The organism is Methylobacterium sp. WL8, from assembly GCF_008040045.1.
GTDB classification, from domain to species: domain Bacteria; phylum Pseudomonadota; class Alphaproteobacteria; order Rhizobiales; family Beijerinckiaceae; genus Methylobacterium; species Methylobacterium cerastii.
In genome coordinates this window covers 1-22,554 of the sequence record NZ_VRVF01000055.1, presented here as the reverse complement: position 1 = coordinate 22,554, position 22,554 = coordinate 1, and the positions used below count along the sequence as shown (strand labels likewise).

Genomic DNA, 22,554 nt, shown 5'->3' with positions numbered 1-22,554 from the left:
AGAGCTTCGTGAGCGCCCGCATGCTGAGCTTGGGGTGGCCGTCGTCCATCTGCCCGAACGATGGGGGCCTCACGGCCGGACGACCATGGAAAACTTGGCTGCCAGCATCGCGCAGACCGCATCGTGATGGCGTGTGGACCGTAGTTGTTCGAACTCCGCTACCCCCGATTGAACCTCCTCGGTGCCGCGGCGGCTGCCGAGGGCGTCGAAGCAGATGCGGGCCCGATCCACGATGGCCGGGTTGTATTCGGTGAAGCCACAAGCCGTCGAAGCCCTGCGCAGCAGGCCGTGCATCCTGAGGAAGCCGACGCAATCGAAGTCGGCGGCGGTCGCGGATCGCATGCCCGGTAACAGCAACATTACGGTAGCGAGGGCCGTCGCCGGCGCGACCCGAAGGCCCCTAGCCATCGGCGGCCGCCCGGCGACCGCCATGCGCCTCCAATTCCGGCTCGGTATCACCGCGAGGTCGCCACGGAAGCCGGATATGCGCCAGGTACGGATACACGGCCGGCAACACGACGAGGGTGAGGAGCGTCGCGGTGACGAGGCCACCGATCACCACCGTCGCGAGCGGGCGCTGCACCTCGGCGCCGGCGCTGGTCGAAAGCGCCATCGGCAGGAACCCCAGTGCCGCGACCAGAGCCGTCATCAGGACAGGCCGCAGTCGCATCTCTGCAGCTCGAAAGGCTGCCTCGCGCGGGTCGAGGCCGATACGTTCGAGGTCGCGGATGTAGCTTGTCAGCACGACGCCGTTGAGGATGGCGATGCCGAAGGTGGCGATGAATCCAATCGCCGCCGAGATCGAGAACGGCAGCCCCCGCAGGTACAGGGCGACGATGCCGCCGGTCGCGGCGATGGGCACGTTCAGAAAGATCAGGCCCGCAAGCCGGATGTCCCCGAACATCACCACGAGGAGCACGAGGATCGCGGCCATGGCAGCCGGCACCACGACGGAGAGCCGGCTCGTGGCCTCCTGCAAGTTCTGGAACTGCCCGCTCCACTGCAGCGAGTACCGCGGCGGAAGGGGAACCTGCGCCTGGACCGCGGCTTGCGCGTCCCTCACGAAGCTCTGGACGTCGCGGCCGCGAACGTTGGCCTGGACCGAGATCCGGCGCTGGAGCTTCTCTCGACTGATCTGGGCCGGTCCCGTCGCCACGTCGACCGAGGCGACCAGCGAGAGCGGTACCAGCGCCTTTCCACTGCGCCCCACGGGCAGGTCGCGAATGCGGGCGATGTCGCTACGGTCAGCGGACTTCAGGCGGACCACGATGTCGGTGATGGAGTTGTCGTCGCCGTAGATCATGCCGGCGGTTCGCCCGCCGATGCTCTCCACCACGTCGAGGACGTCGCTGACGTTGACGCCGTAGCGGGCAGCCGCGGCCCGGTCGACCTGGATCGAGAGCGCCGGCATGCCGGCCTGGGCTTCGGCCTTCACGTCGGCCGCGCCCGAGACGCCTGAGACCGCGCGCACGATGGCGTCCGCCTTGTCCTTCAGCACCTTCAGGTCGTCGCCGTACAGGCTGATCGCCACGTCGCCGCGCACGCCCTCCAGCAGGTCGTCCATGCGCATCTGGATCGGCTGCGAGAACGCGTAGGACACCCCCGGCACCTCCGCCTGGAGGCGCTTGTCGAGGGCGGCGACGAGCCCCTCCTGGGTGGTCGCCGTCGTCCAGGTCGACGGGTCGGCCAGGGTGATGAAGCTATCGGTGGACTCTACGCCCATCGGGTCGGTGGGGATCTCGGCGCTGCCGGTCAGCGAGACGACCCGCTTCACCTCTGGGAAGCTTTTCAGGGTCCGCTCGATCCGGTGCATGACCTTGAGCGAGGCGTCGAGGTTGATGCCGGGCAGCTTCTCCGACGTGATGACGATGGAGCCTTCCGAGAGCTTGGGCAGGAACTCGCCCCCCAGGCGCGTCGCGAGCCAACAGCTTCCGGCAAAAAGGCCGAGCGTCACGAGGACGGTGAGGCCGGTGCGGCGCTCGGCGAGCCGAAGGACCGGCGTGTAGGCGCTTCGCGCCCAGTGGACGAGGCGGGTCTCGCGTTCGCCGATGCCAGGGCCTGCCAGCACGATGGCGGCGAGCGCCGGCATCAGCGTCATCGTAAGGACCAGCGAGCCGGCGAGCGCCAGGATCACGGTGAGCGCCATCGGCCTGAACATCTTGCCCGCCACCCCTTCGAGGGCGAGGATGGGCAGGTACACCATGATGATGATGGCGACCGCGAACAGGATCGGGCGCGCTACCTCGACGGTTGCCTTGCGGATGACCTCTTCGGCCGGACGCCCGGGGTGCTCCCCGCGGGCGCGCAGGACGTTCTCGATCATCACCACGGCGCCGTCGACGATCAGGCCGAAGTCGATGGCGCCGAGGCTCATGAGGTTGCCCGACAGCCCGAACAGCCGCATCCCGGCGAACGCCATCAGCATCGACAGCGGGATGGCGGCCGCCACCACCAGGCCAGCCCGCAGGTTGCCCAGCAGAAGGAGCAGTACGACGATGACGAGCACCGCCCCCTCCATGAGGTTGTGTTCGACGGTGCGGATGGTCCGCGCCACCAGGGTGCTGCGGTCGTAGTACGGCACGATGTCGACGCCCGGCGGCAGCTGCGGGCGCAGGGCCTCGATGGTCTGCTTCACGGCTACGACCACGGCGCTGGCGTTCTCGCCCTGCTGCATCATGGCGATGCCGACGACGGTCTCGCCCGCCGCATCGTGCGTCACGGCGCCGAGACGCACCTTCGGGGCTTCCACCACCTCGCCAAGGGTCGCGACCGTTACCGGCACCCCGCCGGGGCCCGTGGTCACGACGATGTTGGCAAGGTCCTTCGTGTCCTTGGCCAGTCCGAGGCCGCGGATGACCTCCTGCTGGTCGTTGTGCTCGATGTAGGCGCCGCCACGTGCGGCGTTGTTCTCGCCAAGCGCCGTGTAGACCTGAGCCATGGTCACGCCGTAGCGGTGCAGGCTCTCGGCGGCGATGCGGACCTCGTAGGTCGGCATCTGTCCGCCGTAGACGTTCACGTCGGCGATGCCGGGGGTCAGCTTGAGCTTCGGCGCGATGGTCCATTGCAGGATGCGCTTCAGCGCCATCGGCGAGTAGCCCGGCCCCCGCACCTCGAACTGGTAGATCTCGCCTAAGCCCGTCGCCATCGGCCCCATTTCGGGATCGCCGACGCCGGCCGGCATCATGGTCTTGGCCAATGGCAGACGTTGGAACACCTGCGAGCGCGCCTCGGTGATCGACATGGCGTCGTCGAAGGTGACGTAGACCGCCGAGACGCCGTAGCGCGAGGTCGAGCGGATGCCCGACAGGCCCGGCGCCCCGGCCATCGCGTTCTCGACGGGGAAGCTCACGAGGCGTTCGACCTCAAGCGGGCCGAGGCCCGGCGACAGGGTCAGGACCATCACCTGCTTGGGCGACACATCCGGGACCGCGTCGATGGACAGGCCTTCGAGGTTGACGATGCCGCCGACCGCCCCGGCGAGCGCCAGGATCACGACGAGCCAGCGGCGGCGGATGAGGAGGGCGAACCAAGCGTTCATGGCGGCCTTAGTCCGTCGAGCCGAGGAGCGCGCGCATCAGGATGGCCTTGAGGCCGAAGCTTCCCTGCGTCGCCACCGTCTCACCCGCCGCCACGCCGGACGTCACCTCGACCCAGTCGGCGCGCTGGATACCGAGCTTGAGGTCCCGCTTCTCGAAGCGGTCGTCGCCGGTCCGCACGAAGGCGATGGGACCGCCCTCGGTCTGTTGGATCGCACCGGCCGGCACCGTGACGCCCTCGCGCCCGAGGTCGGCGGCGATCTCGACGGAGACGAACATGTTGGCGCGCAACGTCCCGTCCGGGTTCGCGATCTCGATGCGCGCGGGGGCAGTATTGGTCGTCGGGTCGATGGCGGCGTTGACCGAGCGTACCCGTCCCTCGAAGCGGGGATGGGCCGTTACCGGCGCCTCGATGGTCGCCCGGTCGCCGGCCTTCACAGTGGCGATGTCGTGGCCGTAGAGGTTGGCGAGAACCTGGATCTGCGAGGGGTCGGCGACCGTGAAGGCGTCGCGGTTGGTGTCGACCACCTCGCCCAAGGTGATCCCGGCTGCCGTGACCACGCCGTCGATCGGCGAGACGATGGCGCTGGTGCCGGGGGCCTGTCCGGGCGCGGGAGCGAGGCGCTCGTACTGCGCGCGGTAGAGGTCGACCTGCGATTTTGCGGACAGGGTCGCGGCATGCGCCTTGGCGAGCTCGACCTGCCGCCGGTCGACCTCGGCTTGGGCGACGCCGCCGATCCGAACAAGGTCGCTGCCGCGCTTGAGATTGATCTCGGCGACCTTCTCCGTCGCCTGCGCCTCGCCGAGGCTGGCCTGCGCCGCGGCGAGGCCGTTGCGCGCATCGAGAACGCCGGAGGCATCGAGGGTGGCCAGCGTCTGGCCGGCCTTCACCCGGTCGCCGGGCTGCACCGAGAGGCTGAGAACCCGACCCGAGGTGCGGGGCTTCAGGCGGGTGACCCGACGCTCGTCGAAGGCGACCATGCCGGGGGTTCGTACGGGTAGGATGATCCGGCGAGTCTCGGATTGCCCGAAGGCCAGTCCGAGGCGGCCCTGGCCGTCGGCATCGAGCCGGACGACGTTGTCATCGGTCGGCTGCTCTGAGGCGGCAGGGGTCGTCGTCGGAGCATCTGGCGCCGCCGGCGCCAACCCGACCGTCTGGAGAAGCGGTTCGACATAAGGCCGGACAGCGTCGCGATACCACCAGCCGGCCAACCCGAGCGCGGCCAGACAAACGACCAAGACCCACCGCGAACGGAACCCGATCCTCGTGGATGCGGGACCGGGTGCCTCGGAGCCGATGGGTGTTTCCGTCGTGCCCGATGCAGCGGCATTCACCGATGCGCGTACCCCGGCACGGTCGACGATCTCGGCATCGCCGGTCCCGGGCATGTCGGTCTCCGCCTCCCTCAGCAAGATATCGATCCAAACCAGATTAGAGTTATTCTAAGACATAGGGCGTGCGACCGCACCCGCCATTAAATTCGCGTTCACACTCGTGGTCCCGAGGCCGGCTCCGAACCACATCATGCAACGGGACAGGGGCGTGAGCCCGGGAGTGGACCGGGTTGGCGAAGCTGCTGCTGATCGAAGACGACGCCGCGACGGCCGAGGAGATCCTCGCCGACCTGCAGGGGCGTGGGCATGAGGTTGCATGGGCTGCTACCGGGCCCGCAGGCGCGGATGCGGCCCGTTCGGGGATCTGGAACGCCATCCTCCTAGACCGGATGCTTCCCGGCCTGGACGGGCTCACCCTGTTGCGTGACCTGCGCGCCGCCGGAGACCGGACGCCCGCACTCGTCCTGAGCGCGCTCGGCGACGTCGATGAGCGCATCCGCGGCCTGCGCGCCGGGGGGGACGACTACCTCGGCAAGCCCTTCGTCCTCGCCGAACTCGCGGCCCGGATCGAGGCCTTGCTGCGGCGGCCGACGGACTCCCGCGAGACGGTCCTCAGGGTCGGGACCTTGGAGCTCGACCTCATCGCCAGCACCGGTCGCAGGGGCGTGCGCGATCTCGACTTGCTGCCGCGCGAGCTCAAGCTGCTCGAATACCTCATGCGGCGGCCAGGGCAGGTCGTGACCCGGGCGATGATGTTCGAGGAAGTCTGGAACTATCGCTTCGCGCCTAAATCCAACCTCATCGACGTTCATGTCGGACGCCTGCGCAGGAAGCTTGAGGCCGAAGGCGAGCCGATGCTGATCCAGAACGTCCGGGGAGAGGGCTTCACCCTGACCCCCGATGTCTAGGCTCGTCCGTTCCTTCGCGTTCCGGTGGGCCCTGGGCATCGCCCTGTGGTCGACGCTCCTCTCGCTGCTGCTCTTCGCCTTCGTGTACTGGCAGACCGCGGCGTTCATGCAGGACGAGCTCGCCGAGGTCCTACGCCACGAGGCCCGGTACGCCGCCGGGGATACGGCCAAGGCAGCCGCTCGCATCGAGACGTGGGTCAGCGAGGACCTGCACAGCGTCCACTTTGCCGGCCTGTTCGGTGCGGATGGCCGCAAGCTTGCCGGCAACCTCGACGCCCGCCCACCGGAACTGCCCCTCGACGGCGAGGTCCACCGGATCGGCACGCAGGTGGCCATCGCGGGACGGCGCCTGCACGAGGAGCTCTGGTCGGCCGCCCGGTCCCTTGAGGACGGGACCGTGGTGGTCGTGGCCCACGATACCGACGAGATCGACCGCGCCAAGGCCACGGTGATCCGGGCGCTTGGCCTCGCCCTCGTCCCAACCCTGGCCTTCTCCATCCTCGGAGGCGTCCTGCTCGCCGGACGCGCCCGGCGACGCTTGGCATCCACGGAGGCGGCGGTCGCGCGGGTGATGCGGGGTGACCTGCGCCAGCGCCTGCCGGTCGGCGAGGCCGGGGACGAGTTCGACCGTCTGGCACGGGACGTCAACGTAATGCTCGACGAGATCGAGCGCCTCATGGAGGAGGTGCGCGGGGTTGGCGACGCCGTCGCCCACGATCTCCGGACGCCGCTCACGCGCTTGAGGCTGCGTCTTGAGCGAGGCCGGGATCAAGCCCGCGACGTCGAGGAACTGCGGCAGGCGGTGGACCAAGGGCTGATCTGGATCGACCAGACGTTGGAGATGGTCACGGCGGTCCTGCGCATCGGCGAGATCGAGCACGGACGGCGCTGCGCCGCCTTCGGCCCGGTCGACCTAAAGCTCGTGGTTAGCGAGGCCGCGGAGTTGTTCGAACCCTTGGCCGACGATAAGGGCATCGCCCTCGGCATCGGCATCGAGGAGGGAGCGTCTGCGGTCCGGGGCGACCGCAGCCTCATCTTCGAAGCGGTCTCGAACCTCCTCGATAACGCGATCAAGTTCACCCCGACTGGGGGGCGCGTCGGTATCGGTCTCGCCTGGCGCGACGGCGTCGCTGTGGTGTCCGTAGAGGACACCGGTCCGGGCATCGCCGCAGGCGAACGCGACCACGTCTTCAAGCGCTTCTATCGTGCGGAACGTGCCAGGCAGACAGAGGGCAACGGGCTCGGCCTAGGCCTTGTCGCGGCCATCGCCAAGCTGCACGGATTTCCTCTCTCCGTTGGCGACGGTCCCCTCGGTGGATGTCGCTTCGAGATGGCGTGCCCGACGGTGGGACCCTGTCCGACGATACGGTAATGCGGGTGGCAAGCGGACCCCGGCCTTGCGTCCGGAAGCAGATGGACCGCATCCGACCCGACCTGGTCATTCATCGCTCGCTTTCGAACATCCGGAAGCGGACGTTCAACGTGAGAGAGAATTCAGCCATCGATGAAATCATGATTGAACGTATGAGTGCCAGGATCCATCGGCGCGATGTGCAGAAGCAGGGGGATGCTCAAATTTAGAAGCTGCACATCGGATCGGGCGGTATGGCTAGCCGAGGCGCATCGCCACCACGCCGGCCACGATGACGACGACAGCAGCAGTTCGCGACATGAGAAGCGGCTCCTTCAGAACAACGACAGAAATCAGCATCGCAAACAAGACGCTGGTCTCACGCGTTGCCGCGACCAGGGGAATGGGCGCGACTGTCATCGCCCAGATCGCGATCCAGTAGGAACCGAGCGCCAGCCCGCCGCCGCCGAGCCCGGGCAGCGCGAGGCCCCTGACGGAGCCCAGGATGCCACGCCCGCGGGTCCAAAGGACGAAGACCGGCAGCGGAATGGCGTCGATCACGAAGAGCGCGGCCGCGTAGCCATGGGGGTCTCCCGCCGCCCGCGCGCCGAGCCCGTCGACCAACGTATAACCGGAGATCAGGGCTCCGGTTAGCAGCGCGTAGACGAGGGCGGTTCGGCTCAGGCCTTGCCCGCCCGCCTTCGCAAACGCCATCATGGCAACGCCGGCGCAGAGGATCGCAATGCCGAGGGCGGCGAGCGGCGCCAGCGCCTCCTGCAGCAACAGGAGCGACGCGCAGGCCGTCAGCAGTGGGGCGCTACCCCGAGCGATCGGGTAGACCTGACCCATGTCCGCGTGCCGATAGGCCTCGGCCAGGGCGATGTAATATCCGAGATGCAACAGTATCGAGCCCGCCAGCCAGGGCCAGGCGGCCGAGGGCGGCCACCCGAACCAGAGCGACGCCGGGAGCGCGAACAGCCCGGCCGAGGCGGAGATGAGTGCCATGGTGAGGATTGGTTCAAGGCGAAGCTTCGCGACCGCGTTCCAGCCTGCATGCATGAAGGCGGCGGCGAGTACGGCGCTGAACACGGGCAGGCTCAAGCCGGGGGCTGTCATGGGGTTTCGGGTCCTGGGCACGGCCGTCGCGGGACCGACATCGGGCGGACCGCTCCGCACCCGTTCCTAAGGCAGACTTGCCGCGAAAGAAATCAAAAAGCCACAAGAAACCACATTACCGGGCGACGATTAGTGTCAGGCCCCGGTGCGCGAGGGCATCCCTCATGGGCAGCGGGGGCTCCGCATCGACGATGAGCCCGGTCCCTACCGGGATCGGCGCGAGGCGGAGCGGGGTCAGGCGGCCGAACTTGGTGCTGTCCGCCACGATATAACCGCGCTCGGCCGCCACCAGCATTCCGACCCGCAACTCGGTGGGGAGTGGTGCAAAGTCGGTGATCTCGCCGGACGGCGAGATGCCTCCGGCCCCCACGAAGGCGACGTCGGCACGAAAGCGCGCCAGCGTCGCCAGGGCGTCGGTGCCGAATGCCGCCTCGTCCGCGCCCTCGATCTCGCCACCGAGGAAATGAACCCGCACGCCGGCGACGCGGCACAGAAGGAGCCCGACGGGCAGGCTGTTGGTGCAGATGGTCAGGCCCTTCGGCACGGGACGCGCGAAGAGTGGATCGCGGCCGGCGAGCGCGTTGGCTACCGCCAGGGTGGTGGCGCCCGAATCGAGCACCACCACCATGCCGTCCTCCACGAGCCCTGCTGCAACTCGTCCGATCGCCGCCTTGCCCGTCGTGTTATCGCGCTCTCGGATGGCCAGGACGGGCTCGTCCGAGCGTCGCGTCGCGCCGCCATGTACGATGGCGAGGTGGCCCCGCTCGGCTAGGGCCTTCAGGTCACGCCGGATTGTCTCCCGCGAGACGCCGAAGCGGTCCGCCATTCCCTCGACGCTGACGCTTCCATCACGGCCGAGTCGCGCGAGTATCTCGTCCTGGCGGGAGGCCGCGAGGGTGCGGGTTTCGGGGGTCGAGCGCCTCCGGCTCATCGCTGCGCCCCTTCCGAACCTGTACCCGTTGCCAACCCGAACACCGCACGGATCAGGCGCAGGTTCTTCCGCCGCGCCAGGCAGGCGATCGCGTGGCGGTTGACGAGATCGGGGCCGTCGATCGGGATCGCGGCGATCCGGGCGTCCTCGCCGCATTCCAGGGACGAGACAATACCGATGCCGATGCCGGCGGCTGCGGCCTCGATCACCGCCTCGCGACTGTCGAGCTCCATTAGCACGGTGGGCGCGATGTGGGCGCTCCGGCAGGCCCGGTCGAAGGTTCGCCGGGTCACGGAGGTGGGCTCGCGCAGGACCATGGCGGCTCCGTCGAGTTCGGCCATCGGCAGGGCCTTGCGATGCGCCAGGGGATGGGACCTCGGGACGACGGCGCAGATGCGCGAGACGGCGATTTCCGAGAGGTGGAGGTCCGGATGCGCCTCGGCCTCCGTGAGGACGGCGACGCTCGCACGCTCCGACAGCAGGGCTTCGCGCGTGTCGGCGGCGTTACCGAGGATCAGCCCGACGACGATGCCGGGATGGCGCGCCCGGAGCCGCGCGAGGAGCGGCATCACGATGTGGGGCGAGTCGACCGCGATCTCGACCCGCCCCGAAACGAGCGTCCGGTTGGCCTCCAGCAGATCCTCGGCTTGCTCCACGAGCCCGAAGAGCGGGCCGGTGATTTCCGCGAGAGCCTGACCCTGCGGCGTTAGTTCCGCGGCCCGCGCCGTGCGCCGGAACAGCACTAGGTCGTAGCGCTCCTCCAGCGCCTTGATGTGCCCTGTCACCGCGGGCTGGCTTATGCAGAGACGCTGCGCCGCGCGTGTGAAGCTGCCTTCCCGCGAGACGGCGTCGAAGGCGCGAAGCTGGAACAGGTTCATGGCGATCTATCGGCAGGACTTATGGCGAGCATCACGAGAAACGATTTGATCTGATGGGTTGCCCGAACGCAAGATCGAGCTGTCCCCGAAGCGCCCACGCGGCTTCGGGCCATCCCACGGCAGATCGGGCAGGATCACCATGACAGCCGCCGCTCCCATTCTCCTCACGCCCGGTCCGCTGACGACGTCCGAGCGCACGCGCGCGGCGATGATGACCGACTGGGGCTCCTGGGACGGAAGCTTCAATGCTCTCACAGCGAACGTCTGCGAGCGTCTCGTCGCGATCGCCAACGGTACGGGCAGCCATGTCTGCGTGCCGCTGCAGGGGAGCGGCACCTTCGCCGTCGAGGCCGCGATCGGCACCCTGGTCCCGCGTTCCGGCAAAGTGCTGGTCCTGGTCAACGGCGCCTACGGCAAACGCCTCGCGAAGATCTGCGAGGCCCTGGGACGCGATCACACGGTCTACGAGACGGCCGACGACGTCCCTACCACGCCCGAAGCCGTCGACGGCCTGCTCGCCGTCGATCCCGCCATCAGCCATGTCGGGCTGATCCACTGCGAGACCAGCACCGGCATCCTCAACCCACTGCCCGAAATCGCCGCCGTGGTCGCGCGCCACGGTCGCGGCCTGATCGTCGATGCGATGAGTTCCTTCGGCGCACTCCCGATCGACGCGGCCGCGGTGCCGTTCGAGGCGCTGATCGCCGCCTCGGGCAAGTGCCTCGAAGGCGTGCCCGGCATGGGCTTCGTGATCGCGCGGGCGGACGTCCTCGCCAGGGCCGAAGGCAACTCAGCCTCGCTGGCGCTGAATCTGAGCGACCAGCACCTCTACATGCAGCGCACCGGGCAGTGGCGCTTCACCCCGCCGACCCACGTCGTCGCCGCGCTCCACGAGGCGCTGCTGCAATACGACGAAGAGGGCGGCCTGCCGGCCCGCCACGCCAAGTACGCCCGCAACTGCGAGGTGCTGATCCGCGGCATGGAACGGCTCGGCCTGAAGTCCTTCCTGTCGCCCGAGATCCAGGCCCCGATCATCGTGACGTTCCACGCGCCGAACGACCCGAAATACCGCTTCGCCGACTTCTACGCCGCCGTGCGCGAGAAGGGCTTCATCCTCTACCCCGGCAAGCTCACGCAGTTGGAGACGTTCCGGGTCGGCTGCATCGGCCATGTCGAATCCGCCGACATGGAGCGCGCGGTCGAGGCCGTCGCCGCGGTGTTCGCCGAACTGAACGTCACGACCCTCTGATCGCACGGAGAAAGTATCGTCATGTCCTACGCGCACCCGAAGAAACTCCAGGCCGCGATCCTCGACTGGGCCGGGACCGTCGTCGATTTCGGCTCCTTCGCACCCACCCAGATCTTCGTCGAGGCGTTCGCGGAGTTCGGGGTCGCCGTCAGCCTGCCCGAGGCCCGGGGCCCGATGGGAATGGGCAAGTGGGATCACATCCGCACGCTTCTCAATCAGCCCGAGATCGCCGCGCGCTACGCCGCTGCCCGCGGACGCGAGGCGACCGACGCCGACGTCACCGCGATCTACGAACGCTTCATGCCGCTTCAGATCGAGAAGATCGCAGAGCATTCAGCCGTGATCCCGGGTGCTCTGGACGCCATCGCCGACCTGCGGGCCAAAGGCCTCAAGATCGGCTCCTGCTCCGGATACCCCGCCCGCGTCATGGAGAGGGTGGTCGCACTCGCTGCCACGAATGGTTACGTCGCCGACCACGTGGTCGCCACGGATGAGGTCCCGAACGGGCGTCCCTTCCCGGCCCAGGCGCTTGCCAACGTAATCGCCCTCGGCATCGACGATGTCGCCGCCTGCGTGAAGGTCGACGATACGGTCCCGGGCATCCTCGAAGGGCGCAAGGCCGGGATGTGGACGGTGGCGCTCACCTGCTCCGGCAACGCGCTGGGGCTGACCTACGATGCGTTCCGCGCGCTTCCCGCCGATCGTCTCGCCTCAGAGCGGACTCGGATCGCCGCCCTGTTTGCCGATTCGAGGCCCCACTTCCTCATCGACACGATCGCCGACCTGCCGGGTGTCGTGAACGACATCAACGGGCTGCTGGCCGACGGACGCATGCCGCAGGCCTGCTGAAGGCGACCGAAGACAAAAACTGTCTCGGTCGGACGCATTTTGCCCACCTGCCCGAGTTTGTCTGACGTTAATCCGCGGTCGAATGCCGTGGATGGACTACGGCTGTCTCGATAAGATCAAATACTGATATGTATTGTCTATCTAACGAGCAAGGAGTGCGTAAATCCTGATCTTGATCGTCGGAAGTTTCGTCTTTCTACTGTCATGTGTCGGGCGCAAGAAACGTCAGAACGACAATACCCAGGAGCATCGTCCATGAAAGCCTTCGGCCTCCTCGCTCTGACCCTCGCTCTGACGTCGTCCTTGACGGCTCCAGCCGTAGTATCGGCAGCGGAACGCACCAAGCTCACGATCTACACAGCCCTGGAAAACGACCAGCTCGGTCCGTTCAAGGCCGGCATCGAACGGGCGGTCCCCGATGTCGAGGTGGTCTGGGTGCGGGACTCGACCGGCGTCATCACCGCTCGGTTCCTCGCCGAGAAGGACAATCCCCGGGCCGACATGGTGATGGGGCTCGCCGCCTCCAGCCTCCTGATGTTCGAGAAGCAGGGCCTGCTCGCTACCTACGAGCCGAAGGGAGCAGACGCCCTCAAGCCCGCCTTTCGCGACTCCATCGGCCCCTACAGCTGGACAGGCACCGACGCCTCGATTGGCGTGATCTGTTTCAACACCGCAGAAGCCGAGAAAGATGGCGCGAAGACCCCTATGCGATGGGCCGACCTTCTGGTGCCATCCCTCAAGGGCAAGGTGGTGATGCCACACCCCGCCTCCTCCGGCACCGGGTACCTGCTGGTCGCCGGTTGGCTCCAGGGCATGGGTGAAGAGGCGGGCTGGGCTTTCATGGACAAGCTCCACGAGAACATCGCCGCCTACCTCCATTCGGGCTCGGCGCCCTGCGTCCAGGCCGCCCGCGGCGAGCGCACCGCCGGCCTGTCGTTGGACATGCGCGGCGCCGCCGAGAAGACGAAGGGCGCGCCGCTGGCCGTCATCGTTCCCGCCGACGGCACGGGCTGGGACGAAGAGGCCTACGCGATCGTCGGCAACACCAAGCACCTCGAACTCGCGCGCAAGGTCGCCGACTGGGGCGCGACCAAGGCCGCCAACGAGCTCTACGCCAAGAGCTACGCGGTCGTCGCCTATCCCGGCGTCGCCAACGTGCCCGCGAACTATCCCGCCAATGCCGAGTCCGCGATGATCAAGAACGATCTCGGCTGGATGGCCGACAACCGCGAGCGGGTGCTCGCCGAATGGTCGCGCCGCTACGAGGCCAAAGCCGCCAAGAAGTAGGGTTCGTCCGAACGAGAACGCGAGAGATCGAGGGTGCTGCCATGACGCTTCGCGACGCGACGCCGTTTCTCAGGGTTTCGGGATTGTCGAAGCGCTACGGTGCTTTCACCGCCCTCGACGGGATCGACTTGGAGATCTCGCGGGGAGAGTTCGTCTGCTTCCTCGGCCCCTCCGGCTGCGGCAAGACGACCTTGCTGCGCATGATCGCCGGGCTCGACCGGCAGGATGAGGGACGCATCGAGATCGGTTGCCGCGATGTCTCATCGGCCCCGCCCTCGGAGCGCGACTTCGGCATCGTGTTCCAATCCTATGCGTTGTTCCCGAACCTGACCGTCGCAGCCAACGTCGCCTACGGCCTCGTCAACAAGCGGATGCCGAAAGCGCGGATCGCCGCGCGGGTAGCCGAGCTCCTATCCCTCGTTGGCCTGCCCGAACAGGGAGCCAAGTACCCGGTCCATCTCTCGGGTGGCCAGCAGCAGCGGGTGGCACTTGCCCGGGCACTGGCCACCTCCCCCTCCCTGCTCCTCCTCGACGAACCGCTCTCGGCGCTGGACGCCAAGGTGCGTACACGGCTTCGCGACGAGATCCGGCAACTGCAGAAGCGCCTCGGCATCACGACCATCATGGTCACGCACGACCAGGAGGAGGCGCTCGCCATGGCGGATCGGGTCGTCGTGATGAACCGCGGCGCGGTCGAACAGGTCGGCACGCCCCAAGACATCTACCGTCAACCCGCCTCGGCGTTCGTCGCCGATTTCATCGGCGCGATGACCTTCCTGGACGCTACCGTGGGGGGCGCCCGCGAGCTTCGGGTCGGCAGCGTCGATCTCGTCTGCGAGGACGGGCGCGGCTTCATCCCCGGCAGCCCCGTCCGCCTCGGCTTCCGCCCCGAAGAGATCCGTGTCGGTAACGTCGCCGCCACCGACGTCAACGCCATCGAGGTGCGGGTGCGCAGCCTGGAATTCCTAGGCTCGTTCTACCGCGCCCGCCTGGAGCCGAGCCGCGACCTCGGCGGAACGCTGGTCGCCGACCTCTCGGCCAACCTGCACGGCGACCTCGCCCTCAGCGAAGGCCAGTACCTCTACGTTTCCCTACCGCCGGCGGCCCTCCGGGCCTTTCCGTCGACCCCGAGCGCGTGAGGCTGGGCATGACCGACACGACCATCGTCATTCCCCTGTCGAAGGCCGTGCCGGCAACACGCCACGGTGTTTCCGAAAACAAGGTTGGCATCGCGCTTATAACGGGCCTGTGCCTAGTTCTGGTGCTCGTCATCGCCCTGCCGCTCGGCGCCCTGCTCATCAAGAGCCTGGAGGCCCCGGACGGCGGGATGGCGGGCCTATCCAACTTCCGCACCTACTTCGCGACGCCGACCCTGGTTGACGCGCTACTCAACAGCCTCGCCGTGGCCGGCAGCGTCGTCGCGCTCGTGGTACCGCTAGCTTTTGGCTACGCTTATGCGCTCACCCGCACCGCGATGCGGTTCAAGGGCCTGCTGCTTGCGCTCGCCCTGCTGCCGCTGTTCGCGCCGTCGCTGCTGTCGGGGATTGCACTCACCTACATCCTCGGCAACCAGGGGTTCCTGCGCGGGATCCTGTTTGGCCGGAGCGTCTACGGGCCGATCGGCATTACCATCGCGGAGTGCCTCTACGCATTCCCGCACGCGGTGATCATCCTCGTCACCGCGCTCGGCCTCTCGGACGGGCGCCTCTACGAGGCCGCCTCCGCTATGGGCACGAGCCGCCTGCGTACCTTCCTCACCGTGACCCTGCCCGGGGCCCGCTACGGCCTCGTCAGCGCCGCCTTCGTGGTCTTCACCCTCGTCGTTACCGACTTCGGCATTCCGAAGGTGATCGGCGGGCAGTACGCGGTGCTCGCCACCGACGCCTACCGGCAGGTCGTCGGTCAGCAGAATTTCCCGATGGGGGCCGTCGTCGGCCTCCTGATGCTGGTGCCGGCGGTGCTGGCTTTTGCCGTCGACCGGCTCATCCAGCGCCGGCAATCGTCCCTGCTCTCGGCCCGCTCGGTGCCCTACGAGCCCAAGTCCCGTCCGATCCGCGATCGGCTCGTGCTGGCCTACGCGGTGCTGGTGGCCGGGGTGATCGTGGGCACCTACGGCGTTGCGGTCTGGGCCTCCTTCATCCGCTACTGGCCCTACAACCTCGGTTTGACGCTGGACCACTACGACTTCGCGGCCGCCGACGCCGATGGCTGGTCGCCCTACTGGAACTCGCTGGTCATGGCGTTATCGGTCGCCACCATCGGCACGGTGGTCGTGTTCTGCGGCGCCTACCTCATCGAGAAGCTGAAACTGTTTCCCGCCGGTCGCGCCTTTGCGCAACTCCTGGCGATGCTGCCGCTCGCCGTGCCCGGCCTCGTGCTCGGCCTCGGCTACGTGTTCTTCTTCAACGCGCCGTGGAACCCGCTGAATGTCCTGTACGGAACCCTGGCACTGCTCGTGATCAACACGCTGGCGCATTATTACACCGTGGCGCACGTGACGGCGACGACGGCCCTGAAGCAGATCGACCCGGAATTCGAAGCAGTGTCGGCTTCGCTGAAGGTGCCGTTCTGGCAGACGTTCCGACGGGTCAGCTTGCCGATCTGCATGCCGACGGTGCTGGAGCTGGCGGTCTACCTGTTCGTCAACGCGATGACGACGGTCTCGGCCGTGATCTTCCTGTACGGGCCGAGCACCAAGCTCGCTGCCATCGCCATCGTCCACATGGACGAGGCCGGCACGACCGCCGCCGCCGCCGCGATGGCGAGTGTGATCATGGCGACGGCCCTCGCGGCACGCCTCCTCCTCGCCCTGGTCCATCGCGTCGTCATCGTTCGGGCGCAGGCGTGGCGGCGTCGCGAGATCCTGGCATGAGCGGAACGGCGCTGCTCCTCGACCTAGCGGGCTGGGTCGCGCTCCTGCTCTGGGGCATCCACATGATCCGCACCGGGGTGCAGCGCGCCTTCGGTGGCGATCTCCAGCGCGTGCTCGGCGCCAGCCTGAATCACCCGATCAAGGCGATGCTCGCAGGCCTCGGCGTGACGATGCTGTTGCAGAGCAGCACCGCGACGGGGCTGATGGCCACGACCTTCGCGGCCGGGGGGCTGGTGGAGCTGATGCCGGCCCTGGCGGTGATGCTCGGCGCCAACGTCGGGACGGCGCTCATCGTCAAGGCCCTGTCGTTCGACGTGGCGATGGTGGCGCCCGTGCTCGTCCTCGTCGGAGCGGTCGCCTTTCGCCGGGCATCAGGCGCGAAGGGCAAGGCGATCGGGCGGATCGCCATCGGCCTCGGGCTGGTCCTGCTGGGCCTGATGCGGATGGTGGAGACCCTCGCACCCTACGGAGAAACACCAGGGATGCGGGCGATCCTCGGCATCGTCGCCGCCGATCCGGTCATCACCGTGCTGCTCGCCGCGCTGTTCGCCTGGGTGGCCCATTCCAGCGTCGCGGTGATCCTGCTGGTTGCTGCACTTGCAGGTCAGGGCCTGGTTCCGCCCGAGACCGCTCTTGCCCTGGTGCTGGGGGCCAACCTCGGCAGTGCCCTCAATCCGATGATGGCGAGCCGCGAACCCGCCGGCCGTCGCGTGGCCCTCGGGAACCTGCTGGTGCGGTTCGCCGGCTGCCTGATCGCACTGCCGCTGCTCGGCCGGATCACACCGCTCGTAGACGCCATGACCGGAGATGCCCACGTCGCCGTGGCGAATTTCCACCTCGCGTTCAACGCGGTCCTCGCGCTCGTCGCCCTGCCGCTGCTTGGGCCGCTTTCGAAACTGCTCCGCCGGCTGCTGCCGGAAGTGGCGGCGGCGCCCGGCAGCGGGCGCGGCATGCCGCTGGTCACGGACCACGCGGAGGTGCCCTCGATGGCGCTAGGCGACGCCTCCCGCCACGCCCTGCGCATGGCTGACATCCTCGCGGCCATGCTCGGCGACGCCATCCGCCTGTTGCGGGGCGATGGCCCTGCCGCCGAGCGGATGCGGGCCGCCGAGCGCGAGATCGAGGCTCTCGGCGCCGAGTTGCAGCGCTACCTCGCCCGACTCGACGCCGAGACCCTGAACGAAGCCGAGGAGCGCCGGCTCGCCGGCCTGATGAGCTTCACCATTCAGATCGGTCATGCCGGCGACGTCCTGGCGCGCAACGTCGCGACGCAGATCGGCAGACGGCGCAAGCTCGGCGCGGCATCCGCTGATTCCCTCGACTTGGCCGGCCTCCTCGATCGGCTGTCGGTCAACCTGCGCAATGCGGCATCGCTGCTCGTCACCGAGGACGACCGCGCGGCGCGTTGTCTGGCCGCCGAGAAGCGGGCCTTTCGGGCGATGGAAGAGGCTCATGTCGTCGCCCATGTCGCATGGCTTCGCGAGGAGCCGGCCCGGGACGATGCGGCCTGGACCGTCGGTCTCGATCTGCTGCGCGATCTCAAGCGGATCAACGACCATCTGGTCGCCGCCGCCGCCTACCCGATCCTGCGCAACAGCGGCGAACTTCTCGACAGCCGATTGCGCGTGGCCGCGCCGGCCGGGGCTACGTCGCGCCTGCCTGCGCTGACGCCTCCGCCGGCCCCAATCGGAAGTGTGCCGTGATGCACAACGCGATTGATCTGTCGCCTCGCCGCCTGGGCATCGTCGCGGACGAGACCGACGAGGGGAATTCCGACCGCGCCTGGTCCGAGGCGACCTGCGGCGGCCGCCTGACGATCGACCTCGGCGCGATCGTGCGCAATTACCGTGCGTTGACCTCGCGCGCCTCCGGCGCACGGGTCGCGGCGGTCGTCAAGGCCGACGCCTATGGGCTCGGTGCCGGACGGGTCGCGCCCGTGCTCGCGGCGGCGGGATGCGACACCTTCTTCGTCGCGCAGGTTGAGGAAGGCATCGCCCTGCGGCGCGACCTCCCGACAGGCCGGGTCCTCGTCCTGAACGGTGCCGCGTCGGGCGCCGAAGCGGCCTGCCTCGCCTATCGCCTGGAACCGGTGCTGAACGGCTGGGACGCGTTCGACGCGTGGTCGCGCGAGACGCGCATCGCCGGCTTTCGCGGGCCTTGCGCGATTCAGTTCGACACCGGGATGGCGCGCTTCGGCTTCGCCCTCGCCGAGGCCGAACACCTGTCCACGCGGATCGCGCGCACGGATCACATGACAGTCGGGCTCGTCATGAGCCATCTCGCCTGCGCCGACACCCCGGAGGATCCGGCCAATACGGCACAGCGCGACGCGATCACGGCGCTGCGGACGATCTTTCCGAGGGCGGCGTTCAGCCTCGCGGCATCGTCGGGGATCTTTCTCGGGTCGAGCTATCATCTCGACCTCGTTCGGCCGGGGGCCGCACTCTACGGCGTGGCGCCCGTCCCCGGCGACGCGAACCCGATGAGGCCGGTCGTGCGAATGGAGGGTCGGGTCGTGCAGGTGCGCACCGTGCCCGGTGGCACAGGGATCGGCTACGGGCATGCCGCCCGGGCACCCGGCCCGATGCGCCTCGCCACGCTCGCGGTGGGCTACGCCGACGGCCTTCCGCGCAGCCTGTCCGGGCGCGGTTCCGCCTGGCTCCATGGCCTGCGGCTGCCGGTGGTCGGACGCGTCTCGATGGACAGCCTCGTCGTGGACGTGAGCCGGGCCCCCGACGGCGCCGTCGCCTACGGCGACTTCCTCGACCTGATCGGACCGGCCAACGGGGTCGACGGCGTGGGGAAGGAGGCGGGCACCATCGGCTACGAGGTGCTCACCGGCCTCGGACGCCGCTACGCCCGTCGCTATCTTGGCTGAGGAGGAGCGAACGATGCGTATCCTGGTTCTCGGCAGCGGCGTCGTTGGCGTCACATCCGCCTTTTACCTCGCGAAGGCTGGCCATGCGGTGACGGTCATCGACAGGCAGGCGGGGCCCGGACGGGAAACGAGCTTCGCCAATGCGGGGCAGGTCTCGCCCGGTTACGCCGCGCCTTGGGCGGCCCCGGGCATCCCCGTCAAGGCGATGAAGTGGTTGCTCATGCGCCACCGGCCCCTCGTGCTGTGGCCCCTGCTTGAACCGCGCCTCTACGGCTGGCTCGCGCGCATGCTCGCCAACTGCACTGAGGAAGCCTACGCTCGAAACAAGGGCCGCATGGTCCGTCTCGCGGAGTACAGCCGCGACGTGCTGCGCGACCTGCGCCACGATACGGGCATCGCCTACGATCACCGGGAGCGCGGCACGCTGCAGGTCTTCCGGACGCAGAAGCAGCTCGATCATGTCGGGGAGGACACCCGCGTCCTCGACGCCTACGGGGTGGCGTATGCGATCCTCGATCGCACCGGATGTGTTGCGGCGGAGCCGGCGCTGGGCGCCGTTCGCGAGAAGATCGTCGGCGGTCTGAGGTTGCCGGGGGACGAGACCGGCGATGCGCATCTGTTCACCCGGGAACTCGCCGCGCTCTGCGAAGGGCTCGGCGTCGTCTTCCGCTACGGCGTGACCATCGACGGCCTGGAGGTGGACGGCGGCCGGGTCGCCGCCGTGCGGGCCGGCCTGGACCGCTTCCGGGCGGACGCCTACGTTGCCGCGATGGGAAGCTACACGCCCGCCCTGTTGCGACCTCATGGGATCCACCTGCCGGTCTATCCCGTGAAGGGCTACTCGCTGACGCTCCCCGTCAGCGACCCCGACGCTGCGCCGGTCTCGACGGTGATGGACGAGACCTTCAAGGTGGGGATCACGCGGCTCGGCGACCGGATCAGGGTCGGCGGCACGGCGGAACTCGCAAGCTTCAGCCAAACCTTGCGCGGACCGCGCCGGGCCACGCTTGAACGCAGTGTCGGTGACCTGTTTCCGAGGGGCGGCAAGCTGTCGGAGGCGTCGTTCTGGACAGGGCTGCGGCCGATGACACCGGATGGCACGCCGATCGTCGGTGCGACGAGCCTTCCGAACCTATTCACGAATACCGGTCACGGCACGCTCGGCTGGACGATGGCCTGCGGCTCTGCACGATTGCTTGCGGATCTCATTTCGGGCCGTGCACCTGACATAGACCATCGTGATCTGGCGCAAGCACGTTATGCGGCTTAACGAATAAACACGTAACGTGATGGTAAATCTAATTATTACATCATTTCAATAAAATGATACTAAATATTACCTAGGTGATGTCTGCCTTAATGCCGGACGTATCTTATGTTTCTCATTGACCAATATCAGATGGTTATCTTATGCGCATGGGCATAGATCGAATCATGTTTCACACGAGCACCGTGAAACACTGTCACTTTTACGACAGATGGGTTGTCGAAATCACGCTTCGCGTTTTGACAAAGCTTTGTTAACTCGTGCGTTCACAAGCGGCATGAGTACAGATCTCGGGCACCGCGGGCGACATCCACGCGGTCAAGGCGAACGCGGAGATCCTGGTCGAAGTCGACCGGGACCTCGACTGCGTCGCCGACCTGTAGATCGAGCTCACGAGTGTGTTGACGCTAACCGCCGCCACCTTCCTGGACCATTCGTCGACGCCGCTGATGTAGACCGAAAGGCGGTTTGCGAAGCGGTCGCGAGCGGTGTCGGGTTCGGCTTTGTTTCGAGCGCCGGTTATTTCCGCGACGAGCCCACTGGGAGCCTGCCTATGACCGATGTGAAGGTCTCCGACCACGCGCGCATCGTGTGCCTGCAGGACGGGTTCCAGTCACGGACGATCTCGGCTTTCCTCGACGTCACGCAGTTGCTGCTAAGGACGAGCGCGGGCGGATGAGAATAGCGGTTGTCTCAGATATTCACGGCAATCTGCCGGCGCTTACGGCGGTAGGCGAACGCATCGAGGCGATGTCGGTCGACCTTGTCGTTAATCTCGGCGATTGCGCCTCGGGGCCGCTGTGGCCGGCCGAGACGGTGGCGACGTTGCGTGCGTCGCCATGGCTGCATGTCCGCGGCAACCACGATCGGCAGGTCGGCGGATCACTGGACGGCAGGCTCGGTCGATCGGACAGCGCGACGTGGCGCGCGCTGGACCCTTCGGCGCGGGCCTGGCTGCACGGTCTGCCCGAACGCGTCGAACTTGGAGACGCGCTTTTCGTTCACGGCGCACCTGGAAGCGACGAGGCGTTCCTACTGGAAGAAATTGTCGAGGAGCGGCTCGTGGCCGCCCGCGAGGAAGATGTCGTCGCTCGGCTCGGCGGGCAGGACCAGCGGACGGTGTTCAGTGGGCACAGCCACGTTCAGGGTCTGCTCGCGCTCGCGAGAGGATCGATGGTCGTCAATCCCGGCAGCGTCGGCTGGCCGGCCTACCGGAACGCCGATCCAGCCTATGTCTCGGAAGTTGGATCTCCTCACGCACGTTTTGCGGTCGTCGATTTGGCCACTCGGCCGCTCGACGTCGAACTACTCGCGGTCTCGTATGACTGGGACCGCGCGGCGCGCCGCGCTGAGGAGAACGGCCGTGACGACTGGGCTTACTCGCTCAGGACCGGCCTTGCGCCCGGCGGCTGACCTTCAGGCGTCGAAGCGTGCGAACCCGCTCGCAAGCCTGACGTAGATCGCACGCTTATCCGGCACGACGACAGTAAGAATCTCGGAAAACCGCTCCCACCGCCAGTCGCAGAATTCAGGCGGCACCCCATCGACGGCCCTCACTACGTCCATCTCGGCGTATTCGCCATCGAAGCGCATCGCTAACCAGCGCTACCGCTGGCCGCGGAATACGACGAAGGCCCCGGACGCCGAGCGAGTGTTGTAGGTGCTCTGAGCCAACGACATGGCGCTTGGCTCCAGCAATAGCGCCGATACGGCGAATTTGAACACACGCTTACGGGATGTCGCACAGCCCGCTGGATGATCGGGATGGGCGCTAAGCCGTCATGCATCGCGACCCGAGCGAACGTCCGCTTTCTCGATTTTGCTTCCAAAAGCGGACCAGCAGAAATCCACCCGACCCGGCCGTAGAGCCGACCGACGGGTCCCGACCCAACCTCGCCGTACAGGCCTGCGTCGACGCTTCCCGAAAGCAGCCATTCGTCGGGCGTGAGGCAGCTTCGGTTCGGGGCGGATGAACGAACCCGCTCGCGCGGGATGGGTGGCAGCTTCGAGGTTTTCGGATTGAGACGAGCGCCCTGCGCTGATTGAGCGTCGCCCGGCCTGGGCGGACGATCGTGGCTCCCTTCATCCGAGTGGAGC

General features: G+C 67.6%; 19 protein-coding genes. 12 read left to right on the top strand and 7 right to left on the bottom strand.

All coding sequences use genetic code 11. From position 1 onward, the window contains the following. Positions 1–69: 69 nt before the first annotated feature. The 3 genes from FV234_RS18195 to FV234_RS18185 are packed head-to-tail and all read right to left on the bottom strand — an operon-like array spanning position 70 to position 4,949. The gene (locus FV234_RS18195; protein WP_147830843.1) at positions 70–342 is read right to left on the bottom strand and encodes a hypothetical protein; all 273 of its coding nucleotides are present in this window, start codon (positions 340–342) and stop codon (positions 70–72) included. A gap of 58 nt (positions 343–400) precedes the next feature. Beyond that, positions 401–3,538 carry a CusA/CzcA family heavy metal efflux RND transporter gene (locus FV234_RS18190; RefSeq protein ID WP_147830841.1) on the bottom strand — a complete coding sequence of 1,046 codons (3,138 nt, stop codon included), beginning with the start codon at positions 3,536–3,538 and terminating at the stop codon, positions 401–403. A gap of 7 nt (positions 3,539–3,545) precedes the next feature. Then, entirely contained in the window at positions 3,546–4,949 is a 1,404-nt protein-coding gene (locus FV234_RS18185) for an efflux RND transporter periplasmic adaptor subunit (protein ID WP_246686231.1), read from the bottom strand. A 152-nt stretch (positions 4,950–5,101) separates the two neighbouring features. Between FV234_RS18185 and FV234_RS18180 the strand changes: the two genes are divergently transcribed. Both FV234_RS18180 and FV234_RS18175 read left to right on the top strand, forming a co-directional pair. Beyond that, a complete protein-coding gene (locus tag FV234_RS18180) occupies positions 5,102–5,779 on the top strand; it encodes a response regulator transcription factor (protein WP_147749982.1) in 678 nt (225 codons plus the stop codon). Next, complete coding sequence (locus tag FV234_RS18175) at positions 5,772–7,151, top strand: ATP-binding protein (RefSeq protein ID WP_147830836.1); 1,380 nt, start codon at positions 5,772–5,774, stop codon at positions 7,149–7,151. The genes FV234_RS18180 and FV234_RS18175 overlap by 8 nt, the downstream gene beginning before the upstream one ends. 237 nt (positions 7,152–7,388) lie before the next feature. On the opposite strand, the gene FV234_RS18170 is transcribed toward FV234_RS18175, so the two are convergent. From FV234_RS18170 to FV234_RS18160, 3 genes are all read right to left on the bottom strand, one after another. Next, a complete protein-coding gene (locus tag FV234_RS18170; protein WP_147830834.1) occupies positions 7,389–8,246 on the bottom strand; it encodes an EamA family transporter in 858 nt (285 codons plus the stop codon). Between the two features lie 115 nt (positions 8,247–8,361). Beyond that, positions 8,362–9,177, bottom strand: coding sequence for a DeoR/GlpR family DNA-binding transcription regulator (locus FV234_RS18165; protein WP_147830832.1), 816 nt, complete (start codon positions 9,175–9,177; stop codon positions 8,362–8,364). Beyond that, positions 9,174–10,055, bottom strand: a complete 882-nt coding sequence (locus FV234_RS18160; protein ID WP_147830830.1) for a LysR substrate-binding domain-containing protein — start codon at positions 10,053–10,055, stop codon at positions 9,174–9,176. Before FV234_RS18160 ends, FV234_RS18165 begins: the two co-directional genes overlap by 4 nt. Before the next feature lie 139 nt (positions 10,056–10,194). On the opposite strand from FV234_RS18160, the gene FV234_RS18155 reads away from it, so the two are divergent. The 10 genes from FV234_RS18155 to FV234_RS18115 all read left to right on the top strand — a co-directional run bounded on the left by FV234_RS18155 (position 10,195) and on the right by FV234_RS18115 (position 21,870). Next, positions 10,195–11,304 carry a 2-aminoethylphosphonate--pyruvate transaminase gene (locus FV234_RS18155; protein WP_147812645.1) on the top strand — a complete coding sequence of 370 codons (1,110 nt, stop codon included), beginning with the start codon at positions 10,195–10,197 and terminating at the stop codon, positions 11,302–11,304. A gap of 21 nt (positions 11,305–11,325) precedes the next feature. Next, complete coding sequence (gene phnX, locus FV234_RS18150) at positions 11,326–12,153, top strand: phosphonoacetaldehyde hydrolase (protein WP_147830828.1); 828 nt, start codon at positions 11,326–11,328, stop codon at positions 12,151–12,153. 255 nt (positions 12,154–12,408) lie between these two features. Then, the gene (locus FV234_RS18145) at positions 12,409–13,440 is read left to right on the top strand and encodes a putative 2-aminoethylphosphonate ABC transporter substrate-binding protein (RefSeq protein ID WP_187273725.1); all 1,032 of its coding nucleotides are present in this window, start codon (positions 12,409–12,411) and stop codon (positions 13,438–13,440) included. A gap of 41 nt (positions 13,441–13,481) precedes the next feature. Then, positions 13,482–14,579, top strand: coding sequence for a putative 2-aminoethylphosphonate ABC transporter ATP-binding protein (locus FV234_RS18140; RefSeq protein WP_210250925.1), 1,098 nt, complete (start codon positions 13,482–13,484; stop codon positions 14,577–14,579). Between the two features lie 8 nt (positions 14,580–14,587). Next, positions 14,588–16,312, top strand: coding sequence for a putative 2-aminoethylphosphonate ABC transporter permease subunit (locus tag FV234_RS18135; protein WP_147830824.1), 1,725 nt, complete (start codon positions 14,588–14,590; stop codon positions 16,310–16,312). Continuing rightward, on the top strand, positions 16,309–18,015 hold the full coding sequence (locus tag FV234_RS18130) for a Na/Pi cotransporter family protein (RefSeq protein WP_147830822.1): 1,707 nt from the start codon (positions 16,309–16,311) through the stop codon (positions 18,013–18,015). The genes FV234_RS18135 and FV234_RS18130 overlap by 4 nt, the downstream gene beginning before the upstream one ends. Next, the gene (gene alr / locus FV234_RS18125; RefSeq protein ID WP_147830820.1) at positions 18,015–19,190 is read left to right on the top strand and encodes an alanine racemase; all 1,176 of its coding nucleotides are present in this window, start codon (positions 18,015–18,017) and stop codon (positions 19,188–19,190) included. The genes FV234_RS18130 and alr overlap by 1 nt, the downstream gene beginning before the upstream one ends. 13 nt (positions 19,191–19,203) lie before the next feature. Further along, positions 19,204–20,460 carry a D-amino acid dehydrogenase gene (locus tag FV234_RS18120; RefSeq protein ID WP_147830818.1) on the top strand — a complete coding sequence of 419 codons (1,257 nt, stop codon included), beginning with the start codon at positions 19,204–19,206 and terminating at the stop codon, positions 20,458–20,460. Positions 20,461–21,010: 550 nt separating this feature from the next. After that, positions 21,011–21,136: a hypothetical protein gene (locus tag FV234_RS26960; protein WP_281407960.1), complete on the top strand. Its 126-nt coding sequence runs from the start codon at positions 21,011–21,013 to the stop codon at positions 21,134–21,136. Beyond that, on the top strand, positions 21,133–21,870 hold the full coding sequence (locus FV234_RS18115) for a metallophosphoesterase family protein (RefSeq protein WP_147830816.1): 738 nt from the start codon (positions 21,133–21,135) through the stop codon (positions 21,868–21,870). The genes FV234_RS26960 and FV234_RS18115 overlap by 4 nt, the downstream gene beginning before the upstream one ends. A gap of 3 nt (positions 21,871–21,873) precedes the next feature. Here FV234_RS18115 and FV234_RS26285 read toward each other — a convergent pair whose 3' ends face one another. Continuing rightward, positions 21,874–22,050 carry a hypothetical protein gene (locus FV234_RS26285; protein ID WP_187273724.1) on the bottom strand — a complete coding sequence of 59 codons (177 nt, stop codon included), beginning with the start codon at positions 22,048–22,050 and terminating at the stop codon, positions 21,874–21,876. Positions 22,051–22,554: the final 504 nt, after the last annotated feature.

Bases quoted from the DNA above. Each gene is read 5' to 3' on its own strand.
- FV234_RS18195 (WP_147830843.1), bottom strand. From the start codon at position 342: ATGCGATCCGCGACCGCCGCCGACTTCGATTGCGTCGGCTTCCTCAGG.
- FV234_RS18190 (WP_147830841.1), bottom strand. From the start codon at position 3,538: ATGAACGCTTGGTTCGCCCTCCTCATCCGCCGCCGCTGGCTCGTCGTG.
- FV234_RS18175 (WP_147830836.1), top strand. From the start codon at position 5,772: ATGTCTAGGCTCGTCCGTTCCTTCGCGTTCCGGTGGGCCCTGGGCATC.
- FV234_RS18170 (WP_147830834.1), bottom strand. From the start codon at position 8,246: ATGACAGCCCCCGGCTTGAGCCTGCCCGTGTTCAGCGCCGTACTCGCC.
- FV234_RS18165 (WP_147830832.1), bottom strand. From the start codon at position 9,177: ATGAGCCGGAGGCGCTCGACCCCCGAAACCCGCACCCTCGCGGCCTCC.
- FV234_RS18160 (WP_147830830.1), bottom strand. From the start codon at position 10,055: ATGAACCTGTTCCAGCTTCGCGCCTTCGACGCCGTCTCGCGGGAAGGC.
- FV234_RS18155 (WP_147812645.1), top strand. From the start codon at position 10,195: ATGACAGCCGCCGCTCCCATTCTCCTCACGCCCGGTCCGCTGACGACG.
- phnX (WP_147830828.1), top strand. From the start codon at position 11,326: ATGTCCTACGCGCACCCGAAGAAACTCCAGGCCGCGATCCTCGACTGG.
- FV234_RS18145 (WP_187273725.1), top strand. From the start codon at position 12,409: ATGAAAGCCTTCGGCCTCCTCGCTCTGACCCTCGCTCTGACGTCGTCC.
- FV234_RS18140 (WP_210250925.1), top strand. From the start codon at position 13,482: ATGACGCTTCGCGACGCGACGCCGTTTCTCAGGGTTTCGGGATTGTCG.
- FV234_RS18135 (WP_147830824.1), top strand. From the start codon at position 14,588: ATGACCGACACGACCATCGTCATTCCCCTGTCGAAGGCCGTGCCGGCA.
- FV234_RS18130 (WP_147830822.1), top strand. From the start codon at position 16,309: ATGAGCGGAACGGCGCTGCTCCTCGACCTAGCGGGCTGGGTCGCGCTC.
- alr (WP_147830820.1), top strand. From the start codon at position 18,015: ATGCACAACGCGATTGATCTGTCGCCTCGCCGCCTGGGCATCGTCGCG.
- FV234_RS18120 (WP_147830818.1), top strand. From the start codon at position 19,204: ATGCGTATCCTGGTTCTCGGCAGCGGCGTCGTTGGCGTCACATCCGCC.
- FV234_RS26960 (WP_281407960.1), top strand. From the start codon at position 21,011: ATGACCGATGTGAAGGTCTCCGACCACGCGCGCATCGTGTGCCTGCAG.
- FV234_RS18115 (WP_147830816.1), top strand. From the start codon at position 21,133: ATGAGAATAGCGGTTGTCTCAGATATTCACGGCAATCTGCCGGCGCTT.
- FV234_RS26285 (WP_187273724.1), bottom strand. From the start codon at position 22,050: ATGCGCTTCGATGGCGAATACGCCGAGATGGACGTAGTGAGGGCCGTC.